The following is a 15,629-nucleotide window of genomic DNA, read 5'->3' as shown; positions in this document are numbered from 1 at the left end:
GCGAACTAAAGAAGAGTACCTTGAAAGCTTACAGGTTTGTTATGTCTGCTACTGGATAATGCATTTCTATTAGTTGATGCTCACCAACCACCTCTACCTCTTGAATGTACACAAAACCAAACCTTTCATAGAAGCTTCGTAAATAGGTATGAGCATGTATTTCTATTAACTGTACACCTTGCTTCTGCGCATACTCAATTAGTGCCTTTACTACTATAGAAGCAACACCGTAACCTCGATATTCTTCAATAACGGCGACTCTAGCCATTACCGAATAGCCATCAGAATTTATGTTTAACCGTGCGGTAGCTATTGATTGATTATTTTCAACGACAAGGACATGCGTAGCGATACCATCTAAACCATCAAAATCTAGGTCATTCGGAATGTTTTGCTCAACGGTAAATACTTGATATCGAATAGCATGAGCCTTTTCTATCAGATCCGAACTTTTTCCTATAATAACTTCCATGTTTAACTTCCTCTAAGTACATCATACCCTGCTAAGTGGCTAGCAACACAAACCACAATACTTAAATCAATAACGTAAACACTTTACCAAATTAGTAACAACATTGCCGAGTATTAATATAGTGAGTCTTGAGTAGATTGTGATTTTTAAAGCCAATCCAGATCACTGTACGGTTTCGTTCTTAAACATTCCGCCCGACTTTTTAGCGATCCCGAATGTACCTATAGCTTGTTGCCGTCAGGATCCAATCCGCTGAGGCAAGACTCATTGAAAACAAGGCAAAACCAGAGTTCACCTACAGACAAGTAAACTCCCTTATCCCACTTCGCATGAGCAGTAAAGCCTATAGTCTCTCCGTAGAACTTAAAAGGGGATTTCATATCATAACTGCGATAGTGATATGATTAAGTCCGAAAACCACCGCTTCTTCAGTTAAACATAACAGTATCTTTTAGGCAGACATCACCTTTAAATCTTTACCTGAAAATCTCGAATAATGATAGACACGGTTAAGGTCATATCGGTTACGCTTGGCGATATTCAGCCAAGCGTAAAAATCATCATTCAATGCTTTGTTGTCACCATTATAATTGGATCAGGCATTGTATTGAATGTGGCATCAAACACTTGTTTATCCCCTTCAGAGAGGTCTGATTGAATACTGAGTGCCTTTTCATAAAGCTCTATCGATTGAGCTTTTTCTCCCACAATAAGTAAAGCGTGACTTAATACCGCATTAGTGAAGGCTTGAATCCAGTCTGCACCACTTTTGTCAAAATAATGGTATGCCGTTTGCGCGAATGAGACACTCAGAGGAGACTGATTAACACATAACGATCTTGCTACTGCTAAATTGGCAAGCTCAACATTCTCCTGAGTACCAACCTCTTTCCAGTGATAAAGAGAAGAAAACGCGGTTACCATCAATCGATGTTTCTCTTCCTCATTTAAATCAGATTCAGATAACGACCAGAATTCATTATTGCTTTCAATAGCAAAATATCGATTAAAACGGGAGATGTCTTCTACATTTGGCTTAGTCATAAATATCCTTATTTATATAAACTATGAAATTCGCTTTATTGATTCGTTACCTGAAAGTAACTATTTATTAGTTATAACGATTTGTATTGTAGTAGTCAATAAAAATCATCTCAAAGATTAATAACTTAAAGAAAATTAATATTAGATTAATTTAACTTTAAAATATTTTACGATAAACTTTGATAAAGAAAATAATAAATCGTAAATAACGTCTAACTATGTAAAAATACACTCAGTGATGTCACCTCTCTGAGATTAAATTACTGAATTAAATATCGTAACAATTAAGAAATGATCGTTAATATAGGATATGCACAATCACCTAATAGAAATCCTGAGTTCTTTGCCCACTATCCACTTTAGTACAACTTTCGTTCATATCTGCAAAACCCAAATAGAGAACGGGTAAGGGTCAGTCGGAATACAAATTTGAGAATAATAGGACTAGATTACTAGCGCTTGAGTGCAGTCGATATATAGGATTGCTGGTAGTACTCACTGGCATTTTGGAGTGCTGAGACTGGCTTACTAGTGGATTTTAAAATAGAAAAGGCTAGATGGGTGGAAGCCCCAGCCACATCCCGGCACACACGTCGTTCGCTGTGGCTGCTTCCTTCCGGATCTGACCAGGTTCACGAATTAGTGTTGCGGGAGGACCAGGGCCTCCATAGGTTACTTCAACGTTGTTGCGTCGCTGAAGATTGATGAGGATTATCAAGCATTCCCTCTGCTAATGCAACCCCCAAGGGTAATAGATTCCGAGTTTTTTAATCAAGCGTTGAGTATTTAAACAAAATGTTGATTTTACAATCACTAAGTCAAGTTAATCAGCTTTTTGGGTGTCTTTGGTTACGCAGTTTTTTCAAAACCGCGTGTAATGTTTCAAGCTCTTGGCGTCTCATTGAGGTATTGATTTTTAACTGATAGGTGATATCAACTCCTCGTTTTGCGTCGATGTACACGCCGCCCTCTATTGTGTCAATAATCGCCTTTACCCTTGACTCATTCATCTTACCCACACCGACAAATGATGTAGAATGCAATCGATATACCTTACCTCGCCAATGCTTTTTAATATTTTTAGTAAGCTCTTTCAGCGCCTGGTCACCCACATCAAATCCGAAACTACGATTCACTTCTTTGATATTAAGTACGTCAATTCTCATCACACACAAATTTGCCGGTACACCCTGTTTAAATCGATGAAATAGCGAACGACGGGAAAACAAACCCGTTAGCGTATCCGTCATCATCGTCCTGCGTACGTATAAGAAAAACGCGATAATCATCACGAACACAATGAATGACATCACTTTAATCCGTTGTTGATAATTATTTCTAATAACAAAAATCGACCGCAGCTCTGGCTTTACATCGTACTTACGTACAATCTTATCGGTATCAATGAGAGCGATAGCGTCAGAAAACAAATGCGCTAATGCCAAGCCTTTCGGTGTTTTGGGAAAACCGAATGAGATGTTGTTCTGCTCAATGCTCCCTATCGCTTTATCTACTGTGAGCGGCATCATTTCGGGCGTACGCCCTAATGCGTAACTGTAACTGATCCTATGCATCACGATGTAATCAATCTTATGGTGTAATAGCGCGTTCACCATCTCTTGTTGAGAATCAAACTCTAATAAGGCTTTATTCGGTAATCGTTTATGTAGTAACTCAGCAAAGAAATCATCTTTAATTACACCAACGCGTTCGGCCAATAATTGCGACACATCTCGGTATGTACCATTTTTATAACCAGAGCGTTTGATAATATACGCTTTGGGGTGATAGAAACTGTCACTAAAATACGCGGTTTGTTTACGCTTTTTAGAGACAACTATCGGCCCTAATACATCAATGTCCCCGGAGACGAGATTGTGATACATACTGGTCCACTGTTCATCGGCAGTACTGATAATTTCGCAAGGTAACAATAAGATATCGCACGCTTTGGTCAATACGTCCGCACTCATACCCGAAACTTGTCCATTCGAGTGATAAATAACGTAGCGAGGCTGATTAAATAATTTTATCGTGAGTTTTTTTTGAGTATTAAAACCACTATTGAGAACCCGGCGGCGTAATGCTTGTCGGCGCAATTGAAATTGATAGTGTTCAACTGAATGACGTAACATCTTCTGCTGTTTATCAGTCAGAGCAAACGTTTCGAGAGCTTGCAGTATTTCTTGATTATGCCCCTTCGCTGTCACGATAGAAGTTGGTGGGATCAATAGCTGCCTATTCAGCATCTCTGCATTTAAGCCATCATTTAATAATGGCTTAAGCTTACTAAATACATCCACTACCCCTTCAATTTGACCTTGAGCGAGCAGTTGTCTAGCCTCACCTAAGTTTTGATAATAACGCAATTGAATGCTTGGAAACGCTTGCTGTAATTTGGGGATATAGCTCGCTTCTTCGGGAACACCTAATTTATGAAAGTCCTTCAGGTGTTTCTGACTTTGGCGACTAAATAGATATGTTGGTTCGATGTTGATCGGATCAGAGAAATCGAACGTTTTAGCACGCTCTTTCGTATAAGTAATATTAACCGCGAAATCGCTTTGTCCAGTTTTTACCGAACGCAACATTGCTTTATGACTATCAAACCGGTTAAATCGGATATCAAGATGATGCTCATACGCAAAAGCATCAAATAATACTCTTGCGATAAAATCATCGTCTTCTGTAGCAACAGAGTAGGTTTTGGCGTGTACTTGACATGAAAACAAAAGCACCATCAACCAACCCCAAGGGATTAGTTTTTTTGACATTGACGTTGTTAAATATTATTTATGTTTTTGTATTATCTATTGTATCTGAAATTAACCTATATGCCTAAAACTAATAAAAGCGAGGGTCGTGTAAGCGGCTAAGGATCCCACTGTTGCTCATCTTCATTACTTCTTAGAATGTAATCTGTCATCCAAGCGGTTACCAGTAAACACATCCAAACCACAAACACCGCGCTTGGCATTTCAAGATCAGGAGAAAGTACAAAAGTAACAAAGCCAACGGAAGGTAATGTCCAACACAATAGTGAATGCCAACAAAATTCTTCTTCATCGAGCGCAACATGTAAGCTCTCTAATGACGCAATGATACCAACGAACGTGAGTGATAATAATGCCGCATACTCTAATCCCGACATATACATAGGTATCACCAAACAAAGCACCCACCAGCTATGATGTTTTTGGGCTTTCCAACTTCTCGCAGCCCACCACATCAACATCACCGATACCAACTGCACCGTAGTAAGCCAAGGTGTACCATTGAGTTTACCGCTCGATTGACTAACCATAACGCCGGTTTCCAGTGCGATAGCAATCAAAGCACAACACACCACAACGGCTAAATTACTGCGAGAGGAAAATGCTACCATTAGCATCGGAAATAAAACCCAGACACTGATAGAAATATAAGCGGGCTGCTCGGACAACGTAACACCGTATGCGCCCATTGAGAGAAGTAAAATCACCCCAGATGCTCCCTGCCTAGGGAGAAGCCATAAGGCGGGGATGATCATAGCAATTAACGGTATATCATGATTACTGAGCCCTAAGGTCCGTGCACAAATAATCGCTAGAATGATGGCTATTAAAAAATGTAATATAGAATATCGCATGACTAAATCCTCTCAACCTTTCCGTGGTAATGATATTTAAGGACATGACTCTTATGAATAGTATGGATCAGTTTTTGGCACAGATCTTCCTCGTCATTGCAAGAATCCCACAAAGTAGTATCTCGACATATGGCGATATAGCGCGTATGGCGGGATATCCAGGTTATGCTAGGCATGTCGGAAAGGCGTTAAAACAATTACCTCAAGACTCTAAACTTCCTTGGTATAGAGTCATCAATAGCCAAGGTAAAATCTCTCTCACTGGTGACGACTTCAGTCGTCAGCGTGCTCAATTACTCGAAGATGGCATTGAAGTCAGTGCTTCTGGGCGTATTTCTCTACGCACTTATCGCTGGGATCCAGGAAAAAGCGAACAATAACCCCACCGATTAAAGACGAAGCCTTTTGCTTCTCGTGTCTTCATTTATTTCAGCAAACCATCGGTGCCTCTTGCGTCATAAGCTCAAAGTGACGTACTGTTAAAGTATCGATAGGCAACAAGGAATCCATTATTCATGAGTCAAGCATTGACCGAATTACTCGACTTATTACAGTTACAACCCCAACCGGATGGGCTGTATTTGGGAAATAGCCAAAATTTAGGACTACCTCAAGTTTATGGGGGACAAGTGATTGGACAAGCGTTATCAGCCGCTCGGTATACCGTCGAGGCCGATCGTAACGTGCATTCTTTTCATAGCTATTTCTTACATCCTGGCGATCCTGAACAGCCGATTTACTATGATGTCGAAACACTAAGAGATGGTCGTAGCTTTAGTACACGCCGCGTAAAAGCCATGCAAGGTAATCGTCCTATTTTTTATCTTACCGCCTCTTATCAACAAGCCGCCGAGGGATTTGAGCATCAAAACACCATGCCCGCCATTCCAGGGCCGGATGAATTTGTCTCTGAACGTCAGATTGCTGCCAAAGTCGCGCATCTATTGCCAGAACCATTGAAGTCAACCTTTTGTGGCGATCGTCCGATTGAAGTGCGTCCGGTGAACGTCGTCAATCCTTTGCAGCCTGAAAAAACGGATCCCATCCAATACTTGTGGATTCGAGCTAATGGTGAGCTCCCTGATAATCAATTACTTCACCAATATTTACTCGGCTATGCATCAGACTGGGGCTTTTTGGTGACCGCACTCCATCCACATGGTGTGTCATTGATGACACCAAACCTGCAAGTGGCAACTATCGATCATTCTATTTGGTACCATCGCCCAGTGAAAATGGATGAATGGCTATTATTTGCGATTGAAAGTCCTACCGCATCAAACGGAAGAGGACTCGTAAAAGGTGAGATTTACTCGCGAGATGGCCGCTTGGTCGCAACCGCTGTTCAAGAAGGTGTGATTCGTTATAAAAATTAGCGCTCTAATAGCGCATAACGTGTTGATTCATTCCCTATGGTCTCGCCATGGGGTTTGTGCCTTCGCCATGCACATTGTGATGATTAGTCATTTACACTAAAACAAAAGTACACTAAAACAAAGGCAGCTTCGTGGTATATTTCAGCGATTCCATAGCAAACGTTGACGTCACATTATTGATACCATCGACTCGATTAACGAGCTTTTTATAAAACTCATCAAAATGCCGCATGTCTCGCGCTAATACTTTCATCATATAATCATACTCCCCCGCCATACGATAAAATTCCATCACTTCTGGCAACTCCTGCACCGCATGAACAAATCTCTCATACCATTCATTAGAGTGATCATTGGTTTGTACCATCACAAAGGCCACAAACGACAAACCCAGTTTTTCCGCATCCAACAAGGCGACCCGTTGCGTAATCACGCCGGACTGCTCAAGTTTCTTCAAGCGCTTCCAGCAAGGTGTGGTGGTAAGGTTGACCATCTCCGCTAAAGTGGTGAGTGAGACATTACTGTCTTCTTGTAACTTCTCTAGCAAGATACGGTCAATATGATCTAATTCCATTCAATCTAAACTCTCTATAAAGGCAATATCATTGTTATGCTGTGCAATTTCAACATAGCAAATTATGACGCTCGCGTATGGTTTATCAAGGTTAATACTGCGCCTTTTCTGACATTATTGAATCCCTCCTGACTAATTAACCCTTTATTGACGCATCTATTACACATGTTGTTTGAAAGATGACGATGCACTGACTCGTATATTTAGCTCTTCATAAATAATAAGTCCACTCAATAACGAAGTCCGTTTATGTATAAACACAAAGGATGAATATGATGAAAAAATCCATTATCGCTTTAAGTGTCCTCACTGTTGTATTAGCTGGTTGTGACGGTGCATCCGATCAATCAAAAGAACCAAGTAAAGATCAGCAACAAACAGAAAGCTCAATTCAACAAAATGCAGAACCTGCTGCGAATGGCGACATGTCATCAGATGTTAGTGAACCGACAGGTTCGGCACCAGCCGAATCTGCTGCCTTGCCCGCTCACGGCGACAAGCTAGATTGGCCTGGCTCGTATCACGGTACATTACCGGGAGAAACAGGCACAGAAGTGAAAACAGATATCACGCTGAAAAAAGACAAAACTTTCGTAATGGAACAAGAAGTCGATGGAAAAGAAGTCACGACAACAGGAAAATTATCTTGGAATGATGATGCATCAAAACTCATTCTAGATGACGGTAAAGGTAAGCCAATGGAATTTGGTATCGAGAAAGACACCATTTTCAAACTGGATGCCGCCGGTAATCGCGTTAAGGGTGAAATGGCAGAACAATTCGATCTTGATAAAAAGTAATCGCTGCAATTGATGAAGGTTTCTCATAAGTTAGTGTCCACTGCATTATGAGTAATAAAAACGCCGGCAGGAAGCCGGCGTTTTTATTGGTAGTCAGTTACGAATAATCAAACAGCGTCACTCAACTATGCGTTTTGAATACCCACAATCAGCCATGGTGCATTCGCTACCGTAAGATCACGCTCAAGATGCCAGATGTCTTCAATGTTCTCTTCAATGTTTTCAGCAGAGTCACGATAACGACCAGAAAATTGCAAGCTCAACTGCGCCGTCGAGGCATCATAATCACAACGAACAATTTCTGCATCCACATACATAACATCAGTATGTTGCTCACCAGCCAATTTACTACGCTCAGCTTTCAAATCATCGAATAAGCTTTGCGATACATATTCGCGAATTTTATCCAACTGGTTGTAGTTCCAAGCACCTTGAATAATGCGATAATGTTCACGTGCACCATTAACAAACGCAACTTGATCAAAGCCTGGCGGATAATTATGGGGAACATCACTTTGTGCATTGGCACCAAAGCCACCCGTCTGTTGCGGTTGTTCGAAGTTGTGCACGTTATCGTTGCGGTTATCACGAAAATTGCCTTCATACGCATGCTGTTGATTCATACTGGCTTGCTTCGCCGCTAGTGAACCTCGCATTAAACGGAAAATCACAAACGCAATGCCCGCAAGAATCAAAATATCCATAAACTGGATACCTTGGAAGCCACCACCGCCAAGTAGAGAGGCAAACAAGCCTCCAACTAACAAGCCACCCAGTAAACCGCCCATTAGCCCACGGCGACTCGAATTAGGGTTTGTAGCGGTCCCTTTTTTATTCAGAGTGCTGGTATTACTGCTGTATTTACTCGCAGGAGCCGTTTTAAAACTTTTACCGAAAGATTTGCCACCACCGAACTTACGGGCATCTGCGTGAGGTATAACCATCACTGAGACCATAAGTAATGCGACAAATGAGAATAAACGCTTCATAGTAATCCTTTGGTTTATTTACATGCCAAAAATAACAAGTAAAAATATGACTATCGCGATAATAGCGGCTTCATTACCATAATCAAAGGTTTTCCCTACTTCTATCTGTATCAGGATATTGCAAATTGAGAATAAGTTGACGCTAACGCTATCGGTGATTAGTATAATGAACAATGTACATTATTTTTTAGAACGCTATGGCAAGAAGAAACGACCACTCACGAGAAGAATTGGTTCAACTAACGCTGGCATCCGTGAAAAGCTTCTTAGAGGAGCACTCTTATCACGAGCTAAGCTTAAGAAAAGTAGCAGGTATGATAGGTTACGTACCAAGCACATTAGTCAATGTGTTTGGCAACTACAACCTACTCTTGCTGCATGTGGTCGCCAATACTTTGGATGAACTTGCCGAGCGTGCTCATGCTGCCGTTGATGATTGTGACGATCCACAACAAGCTTTGTACTTATTAGCGTACTGTTACCATGATTTTGCGTTAGAGAACCCCTACCGGTGGCAGTTGATTTTTGAGCATAACATGAATGGGGACACACTACCTGAATGGCAAAAGGATCGTATCGATAATATGACCGGAATGCTTGAAGCCCTGCTCAAAGTGCTCGCGCCCCAGCGAACCGAGGCTGAAGTATTGCAAGCCAGCCGCGTACTATGGTCTGGCGTACATGGCATTACGTTACTCAGTGTTGACGATAAATTTTTTGCTTCCTCGCCTATCGATGGCAAAGAGCTCATTGAGAACTTACTCTCTCAATATCTTATGAATTGGTAGTGGCATGCCAACGTCTTCTTTATTGTCCAATCGCCGTTTTCTTCCTTATTTCATCACTCAATTTTGTGGCGCATTTAACGATAATGTGTTTAAAAATGTTCTTCTCTTGCTTGTGGCCTTCACAAGCCAAGATGCGCTGCCTATTTCTAGCAACCTCTTTATTAATATGGCTGCGGGATTATTTATTCTACCCTACTTTCTTTTCTCTGCTTCTGCTGGGGTACTCGCCGACAGCCATGAAAAGTCACAGTTTATTCGCTGGGTAAAACTTGGAGAAATTTTGATCATGGGGCTAGGCGCACTCGCCTTTATCACGCATAGCTTTGCCCTATTACTTGGTGTGTTGTTTTTAATGGGGACTCAATCGGCTTTTTTCGGTCCAGTGAAATACGCACTGCTGCCCCAACACTTAACCAAGCACGAAATTGTCCCGGGCAATGCGTTAGTCGAAACGGGCACGTTTCTGGCTATTTTACTCGGTACCATTGGCGCTGGCATGATTACTCCTCTCCCTTTTGCCGAGAGCATCGCGGCCACTGCCGTGGTTTGCATCGCAGTGTTAGGCTATCTCGCTAGCCGTTGGATACCTATCGCGCCTGTCAGCCAGACACATGACACGTTTCAATGGCGCCCCATTGCTCACACCAAGCAAACGTTGCAAATGGTGAAACAAGATCCGGTATTAAAGCGTACCATCATCACCATCAGTTGGTTTTGGTTTCTAGGCGCGGCCTATCTCACACAGTTTCCTAATTTTACGCGAGAACATTTGCTCGGCAATGAAAGTGCCGTCTCTTTTTTACTGGCACTATTCTCTGTCGGGATTGCTTTAGGCTCTCTCGCGTATGACAAGCTAGCAAACCATCGGGTTGAACTCGGCTCTGTTCCTATTTCAGGCATACTAATTACGCTGTGGGGGTATTTGTTTGCTACGCAAATCCCAGCAGACTTACCGGTTTTATTTACCTTTTCTGACTTCATCACTCATCAAGCATTATGGCCAACCTTCGCCTATCTATTTTTACTCGGCATGAGTGGTGGACTTTTTATTGTGCCGTTATATGCACTCTTACAACAACGTTCACAAGAGAATAAACGCGCACAAGTGATTGCCGCCTTAAACATTTATAATGCTTTGTTTATGGTTGGTAGTGCGTTACTGGGTATTGTGACACTCAGCATCATAGGGTTAGATATCCCACAATTGTTTGCGTTACTAGCACTGCTCAATCTTATCGTGGCGCTATGGCTTTTTTACCAATATCCGGTACATGTCGTTCGCCTAGGCCTATGGGTAGTATGTCGCCTGTTCTATCGAGTGCGAATCAAACACTTAAAGCACCTTCCAGACAGTGGCGGTGCATTAATTGTCTGTAATCACGTCAGTTATATGGATGCTCTGCTATTAAGTGCGACATCGCCGCGGCTTATTCGCTTTGTGATGGAAGAGGATTATGCCAATTTTCCTCTGGTGAGAGGGTTTTTACGTCGCGCTGGCGTCATTCCCATCAATGCAGCGCGCAGCCAATCGATTCGCCAAGCCTTTCAAGCAGTCGAGCAAGCGCTCGCTCAAGGAGAGTTGGTGTGTATTTTCCCTGAAGGAAGATTAACCCATGATGGGGAAGTGCACTCGTTTATGCGCGGCACCGATATTATTTTACAGCGTAGCGCCGCGCCGGTCATTCCTGTTGCCATTCGCGGTTTGTGGGGCACGTATTTTAGCCGTCACTTAGGCCGAGCCTGTAAGGGACTACCTCGCCGTTGGTGGTCAACCGTCGATGTTGTGATTGGCCCTCCCATCCCCTCAACAAAAGCCAATAGCCACATGTTACGCGATAAAATTCGCCTATTACGCGGCTCAAAACGCTAACGCATCCATAATGGATGGCGGTATCGGCCAACGCTCGGCGGCTCCATCTTAGAGGCGCTCCCAACCCCAGTATACCGCCTCTTAAATTGTCGTCTAAGAACAGCAATCGCGTTGTATTACAACAGCAACAGGTCATGGTAACGAGCAATATCATATGAGTTGAATTGGCCCACGTTCAATTTAATTGAACACCTGTTAAAAACTTTAAGACTTTTTGATTGGCTAAGTTACGTTACAATCGTATCCTTCTTCACTCACTGATAAATCGAATACCGCTCTTATGATAAAACTAAAGACCCTTCCCTTTTGGCTCGGCTTGTTGATCTGTTTTACTCCTGCGATTAACTCGCCAATTGCACTCATCCTGGGTTTTTTAATCACATCGTTTGGGCTAGTACCACACAACATTGCCGTCACCAAAATCACTAAAAAACTGCTGGCTTATTCGATTGTTGGGTTAGGCTTTGGGATCCCACTGCAACAAGCATTGACGGTCACCGCTAATGGTATTGGCTTAGTCATGAGCACCATTGTTGGCACCCTACTTTTGGGAACGATTATTGCGTCTTGGATTGGTTTGGATCGTAAATCTGGTCACCTTATTGCATCGGGAACGGCCATTTGTGGGGGCAGTGCGATTGCGGCGGTCGCCCCAGCAATTGATGCAAAAGATGAGCAGATTGGTGTGGCATTAGGTACCGTTTTTGTCTTAAATTCCGTGGCATTATTTTTATTTCCGCTGATCGGCCACGCACTGCATTTAGATCAACATACATTCGGTACTTGGGCTGCAATCGCCATTCACGACACCTCATCGGTAGTTGGCGCTGCCTCAGCTTATGGAGCCGAAGCACTCAAAACGGCCACCACTTTAAAGCTTGCACGCGCTTTATGGATTGTGCCAGTCGCGTTTGTCAGTGCTTGGCTATTTCGTAGCGAATCGAAAAAAGTCACCATTCCCTACTTTATTATTTTTTATTGCATTGCCATCGGTATTACTGCTTTATTTCCACAAGGGCAAACGCTCTATCACGGTATCTTTTTGCTATCGAAACAAGCACTCGTCGTATGTCTTTACCTAATTGGCTGTGGTATTTCAGTCGCACGTTTAAAGCAATCTGGTCCGCGACCGTTTATTTTTGGGGTAATACTATGGGGACTGATTTCTGGCTCTTCATTACTATGGCTACTTAATCACCCGTTATAAACCAAGCGATCCTTATTGGTACGCTGGGCACTATCAGCGCCCCCAACAATCAGAGGTTAAAGCGCTCAATTGTCCATTGCCGAGCGCGATTGTGGCCCAGATAACGCAAGGGCGATACAAGATAAAAATGCACTTAATTGCGCGGCATAACACAGCCAGCCTTGCTCAGTTAGCGCGATACCAATTTGCATCAAAATTGAAAGGAGTAAGATGAAGCGAATCATCATGTGCCATCCTTATGCCCAAATCATAATGGCATCAGTATGAGAAAATCACACGCAAAGCGGAAATGCACTTTTCATCTATCTCATAACTTTTCTTTTGGTTCCCCGTAACTCGTTAAGAAACGTGACACTGCAACAACCAGTCACGTAACGCACGCCGTGGCAATTTAATTGCGCCTGCCTCAAGGTGGCCGGGCATCGCATAATACGCAACAGGCCATTTATATTTTTCTAATTTTCCTTGGCACCAGACATTCCAATCCACCTGTGTGACATCATGGGTGGTTTTCACAATAGCCACAGGCCTAGCACCGTAGCGCTTGTCTGCAACAGGGACAACAATGGCACTTTGCACCGCATGATGCTGATTCAACACAGCCTCTATCTCTTCACAATGGATGTTTTCACCACCCGAAATAAATTGATTATCGGCGCGACCTACTATCACCAAATCGTCTGTGCTTTGCCAATCGCCTAAATCTTGCGTATCAAACCAACCACTCTTATCGAATAACGGCGTTAGCTCGCCTTGGTGATAGTAGCCGCTCGCTAATGTTTGTCCGCGCAGAAAAATACGCTGATCCTGTATTCTTAATTCGCGATACGGGAGAACACGACCCACCCCATTTCCCTCTTGTACTCGTCTTGCAGTAATGGTGGAAGCCGCTTCTGTCATGCCATAACCAAGCCAAGTGTCTATGCCTAATGCCGCAGCGCGTAAGCCAAGCGATTGAGGGATATGGCTACCTCCCAATAATACATGCGATAAACTGAGCGATCGTTTGCTCGCGAATAATTGCTGTAATTGAAACGGGACTAACGAAGCATGAGTCACGCCTTCTATATCGTCAGCCAGTTGTCCTTGGCCTATTTTCAAACACGCTCCCGCCGTTAACCAGCGATAAATAATCGACAATCCAGAAACATGATACAACGGCAGGCTTAACAGCCAACAATCTCCCGGAGCATACTGCAACCTTTGCAGTAATCCCATGGCAGACGCAAAATGGTGCAAGTGATTATGCGCGACAGCTTTTGGGTGTCCCGTCGAGCCCGAGGTAAAAAGAAGGCTCGCCAACTGCGGGGCAGCATACTGGACATCAGGAATATAAGAAGGTGTCATCGCTTCAGGAGAGACATGCAATAGCGGCCTGTTACCATGCATCATCTCTGTGGCAAGTGGCTTATCTAAAGTTGGGGATAACCATAGAAAACCATTTTTATCATCCGGATAAAGCGTTTTCAATTTACGCTCTAATAACTCACTAGGCTGTGGCATAGTCAATGCGCAACTCGCGCCTAGTTGATGTGCTGCAAGCAATATCCAAAGCATGTGCGGGTGGTTTTTACCCACCATTGTCACCACATCGCTCGCTCTCACTCCTTGCTGATATAATTGGTAGCTTGTGCAATCAACTGTTTCACACAGTTCATGCCAAGTGTAGCGTTTACCCTCGGCATACAACGCCACCCTCATTGGCGCGTTAATGCGCCAATGGTGCCATAAGGGCTGCGTCGGTAGTGAGGCTATTTCAATGCAATTTGTTCCCATAATAGCTCTAGTTCCTCAATCCCTTTGACAGGTAATGAACACTCCGGCCACGGCGTAATGAGTTGCTCTTGGAACAGGTCGACGGTGTCTAGTCCGGGTGTCGCAGTGGGCGCGACTAACGCAGCCCAACGTGCTAATTGCGTCAAACCTAAGCTTGATTCAATACTAGAACTCACGACCACTTGCATATTCATTGCGTTCGCTTGCTCAATTAAGTTTTGGCAATACCCAAGTGAGCCCAATACCATTGGTTTAATAATTAGAGCACGCCCACCGGTTAAATCCGCCACCCGAAAATTAGGTTGCTGCGCCGCATCTTGTAAGGTTTCATCCCACGCAATAAAAACGCCAGAGTCTAACGAAAAGGACAAACTGTCTGATGGCTTGTGACAAGGTTCTTCAATAAATACGATCCGATGACGCATAGATTGCGGTAAATAACTAATAAATTTATCAGCCTGTTCACGGCTCCATGCTCGATTGGCGTCCAAGCGTAGTTTTAAATTAGGGATCGATTCTAAAAGCAGTGACACCATCATGCCATCACGAATTGGCTCGTGACGCCCGACTTTCACTTTGGCGATTTTTTCGCCAACCATATTCCCTAAAATCGGCCATAAAGCGTCCGGGTCGCCTTTGCATAGTGGCGCTGTATTGTAGTTACCTCTTTGCGGTAACTGCTGGGTAAGCTCCATTTCAGCCATCGATAAACCACACGCGACGGAGGCAAATGCGTGCTCATAGTTAAAGCATCGATACTCTACCCAATCACCCATCATTTCTTTCGCCAGTGCTCCGGCCTCTTCGACGCTTTCAGGACTAAATCCTGGCAAGGGGGCGATTTCTCCATAGCCGACTCGACCTTGCTCACTCAACTCGACAACATAGCCGACCCGATGAGTTAATTTGTTGTTACGAAGAACTACACCACTGTCCATAGGCAAAGTGTAGCGATAGAGTTTTACGCTGCGCATAACGCTCCTAAACGGTTGTAAAAATAGAGTGATAGATAGTCGTACTGATAAGTCCAATACGTCTATCTATCATCATTCATGACCAAAGTTACTGATGTAAAGCCGCCAGAAAGCCACGCTCGCTGACGGCT

15 protein-coding genes, 1 other RNA gene and 1 pseudogene are annotated in these 15,629 nt (G+C 43.3%); 6 read left to right on the top strand and 11 right to left on the bottom strand.

All coding sequences use genetic code 11. The annotated features are described in order from the left end of the window. Positions 1-28: 28 nt before the first annotated feature. From OCU30_RS04790 to OCU30_RS04765, 6 genes and pseudogenes are all read right to left on the bottom strand, one after another. On the bottom strand, positions 29-472 hold the full coding sequence (locus OCU30_RS04790) for a GNAT family N-acetyltransferase (RefSeq protein WP_077313514.1): 444 nt from the start codon (positions 470-472) through the stop codon (positions 29-31). Between the two features lie 146 nt (positions 473-618). Continuing rightward, positions 619-893: pseudogene (locus OCU30_RS04785) on the bottom strand (VOC family protein). Positions 894-1,036: 143 nt separating this feature from the next. Further along, entirely contained in the window at positions 1,037-1,516 is a 480-nt protein-coding gene (locus tag OCU30_RS04780; protein ID WP_077313516.1) for a hypothetical protein, read from the bottom strand. A gap of 565 nt (positions 1,517-2,081) precedes the next feature. After that, positions 2,082-2,178: signal recognition particle sRNA small type (ffs, locus tag OCU30_RS04775), an RNA gene on the bottom strand. Positions 2,179-2,343: 165 nt separating this feature from the next. Further along, positions 2,344-4,290, bottom strand: coding sequence for a transporter substrate-binding domain-containing protein (locus tag OCU30_RS04770; RefSeq protein ID WP_077313518.1), 1,947 nt, complete (start codon positions 4,288-4,290; stop codon positions 2,344-2,346). A gap of 98 nt (positions 4,291-4,388) precedes the next feature. Then, entirely contained in the window at positions 4,389-5,144 is a 756-nt protein-coding gene (locus tag OCU30_RS04765; protein ID WP_077313520.1) for a VP0952 family biofilm-associated protein, read from the bottom strand. A 62-nt stretch (positions 5,145-5,206) separates the two neighbouring features. Here OCU30_RS04765 and OCU30_RS04760 point away from each other — a divergent pair, with 62 nt between their 5' ends. Continuing rightward, the gene (locus OCU30_RS04760) at positions 5,207-5,524 is read left to right on the top strand and encodes an MGMT family protein (protein WP_077313714.1); all 318 of its coding nucleotides are present in this window, start codon (positions 5,207-5,209) and stop codon (positions 5,522-5,524) included. Between the two features lie 135 nt (positions 5,525-5,659). Then, a complete protein-coding gene (gene tesB, locus OCU30_RS04755; RefSeq protein WP_077313522.1) occupies positions 5,660-6,520 on the top strand; it encodes an acyl-CoA thioesterase II in 861 nt (286 codons plus the stop codon). Positions 6,521-6,632: 112 nt separating this feature from the next. On the opposite strand, the gene OCU30_RS04750 is transcribed toward tesB, so the two are convergent. Further along, positions 6,633-7,094, bottom strand: a complete 462-nt coding sequence (locus OCU30_RS04750; protein WP_077313523.1) for an Lrp/AsnC family transcriptional regulator — start codon at positions 7,092-7,094, stop codon at positions 6,633-6,635. A gap of 272 nt (positions 7,095-7,366) precedes the next feature. On the opposite strand from OCU30_RS04750, the gene OCU30_RS04745 reads away from it, so the two are divergent. Further along, positions 7,367-7,894, top strand: a complete 528-nt coding sequence (locus OCU30_RS04745; RefSeq protein WP_159439109.1) for a copper resistance protein NlpE — start codon at positions 7,367-7,369, stop codon at positions 7,892-7,894. 125 nt (positions 7,895-8,019) lie between these two features. Here the strand turns inward: OCU30_RS04745 and OCU30_RS04740 are convergent, their stop codons facing one another. Beyond that, a complete protein-coding gene (locus OCU30_RS04740; protein ID WP_077313527.1) occupies positions 8,020-8,883 on the bottom strand; it encodes a Tim44 domain-containing protein in 864 nt (287 codons plus the stop codon). A gap of 197 nt (positions 8,884-9,080) precedes the next feature. On the opposite strand from OCU30_RS04740, the gene OCU30_RS04735 reads away from it, so the two are divergent. The 3 genes from OCU30_RS04735 to OCU30_RS04725 all read left to right on the top strand — a co-directional run bounded on the left by OCU30_RS04735 (position 9,081) and on the right by OCU30_RS04725 (position 12,748). Further along, positions 9,081-9,671: a TetR/AcrR family transcriptional regulator gene (locus OCU30_RS04735; RefSeq protein WP_077313529.1), complete on the top strand. Its 591-nt coding sequence runs from the start codon at positions 9,081-9,083 to the stop codon at positions 9,669-9,671. A 4-nt stretch (positions 9,672-9,675) separates the two neighbouring features. After that, positions 9,676-11,541 carry an MFS transporter gene (locus tag OCU30_RS04730; RefSeq protein WP_077313531.1) on the top strand — a complete coding sequence of 622 codons (1,866 nt, stop codon included), beginning with the start codon at positions 9,676-9,678 and terminating at the stop codon, positions 11,539-11,541. A gap of 280 nt (positions 11,542-11,821) precedes the next feature. Continuing rightward, positions 11,822-12,748, top strand: coding sequence for a YeiH family protein (locus OCU30_RS04725; protein WP_077313533.1), 927 nt, complete (start codon positions 11,822-11,824; stop codon positions 12,746-12,748). A gap of 65 nt (positions 12,749-12,813) precedes the next feature. On the opposite strand, the gene OCU30_RS04720 is transcribed toward OCU30_RS04725, so the two are convergent. The 3 genes from OCU30_RS04720 to menC form a co-directional block, all read right to left on the bottom strand. After that, entirely contained in the window at positions 12,814-12,975 is a 162-nt protein-coding gene (locus OCU30_RS04720) for a hypothetical protein (protein ID WP_159439110.1), read from the bottom strand. Positions 12,976-13,087: 112 nt separating this feature from the next. Continuing rightward, positions 13,088-14,524: an o-succinylbenzoate--CoA ligase gene (menE, locus tag OCU30_RS04715; RefSeq protein WP_077313535.1), complete on the bottom strand. Its 1,437-nt coding sequence runs from the start codon at positions 14,522-14,524 to the stop codon at positions 13,088-13,090. Next, a complete protein-coding gene (menC, locus tag OCU30_RS04710; RefSeq protein ID WP_077313537.1) occupies positions 14,500-15,498 on the bottom strand; it encodes an o-succinylbenzoate synthase in 999 nt (332 codons plus the stop codon). The genes menE and menC overlap by 25 nt, the downstream gene beginning before the upstream one ends. Between the last annotated feature and the right edge of the window lie 131 nt (positions 15,499-15,629).

It is taken from the genome of Vibrio palustris (assembly GCF_024346995.1).
Classification (GTDB): domain Bacteria; phylum Pseudomonadota; class Gammaproteobacteria; order Enterobacterales; family Vibrionaceae; genus Vibrio; species Vibrio palustris.
Note: the sequence above shows the minus strand (reverse complement) of the source record. Positions and strands in the feature narration are given on the sequence as shown.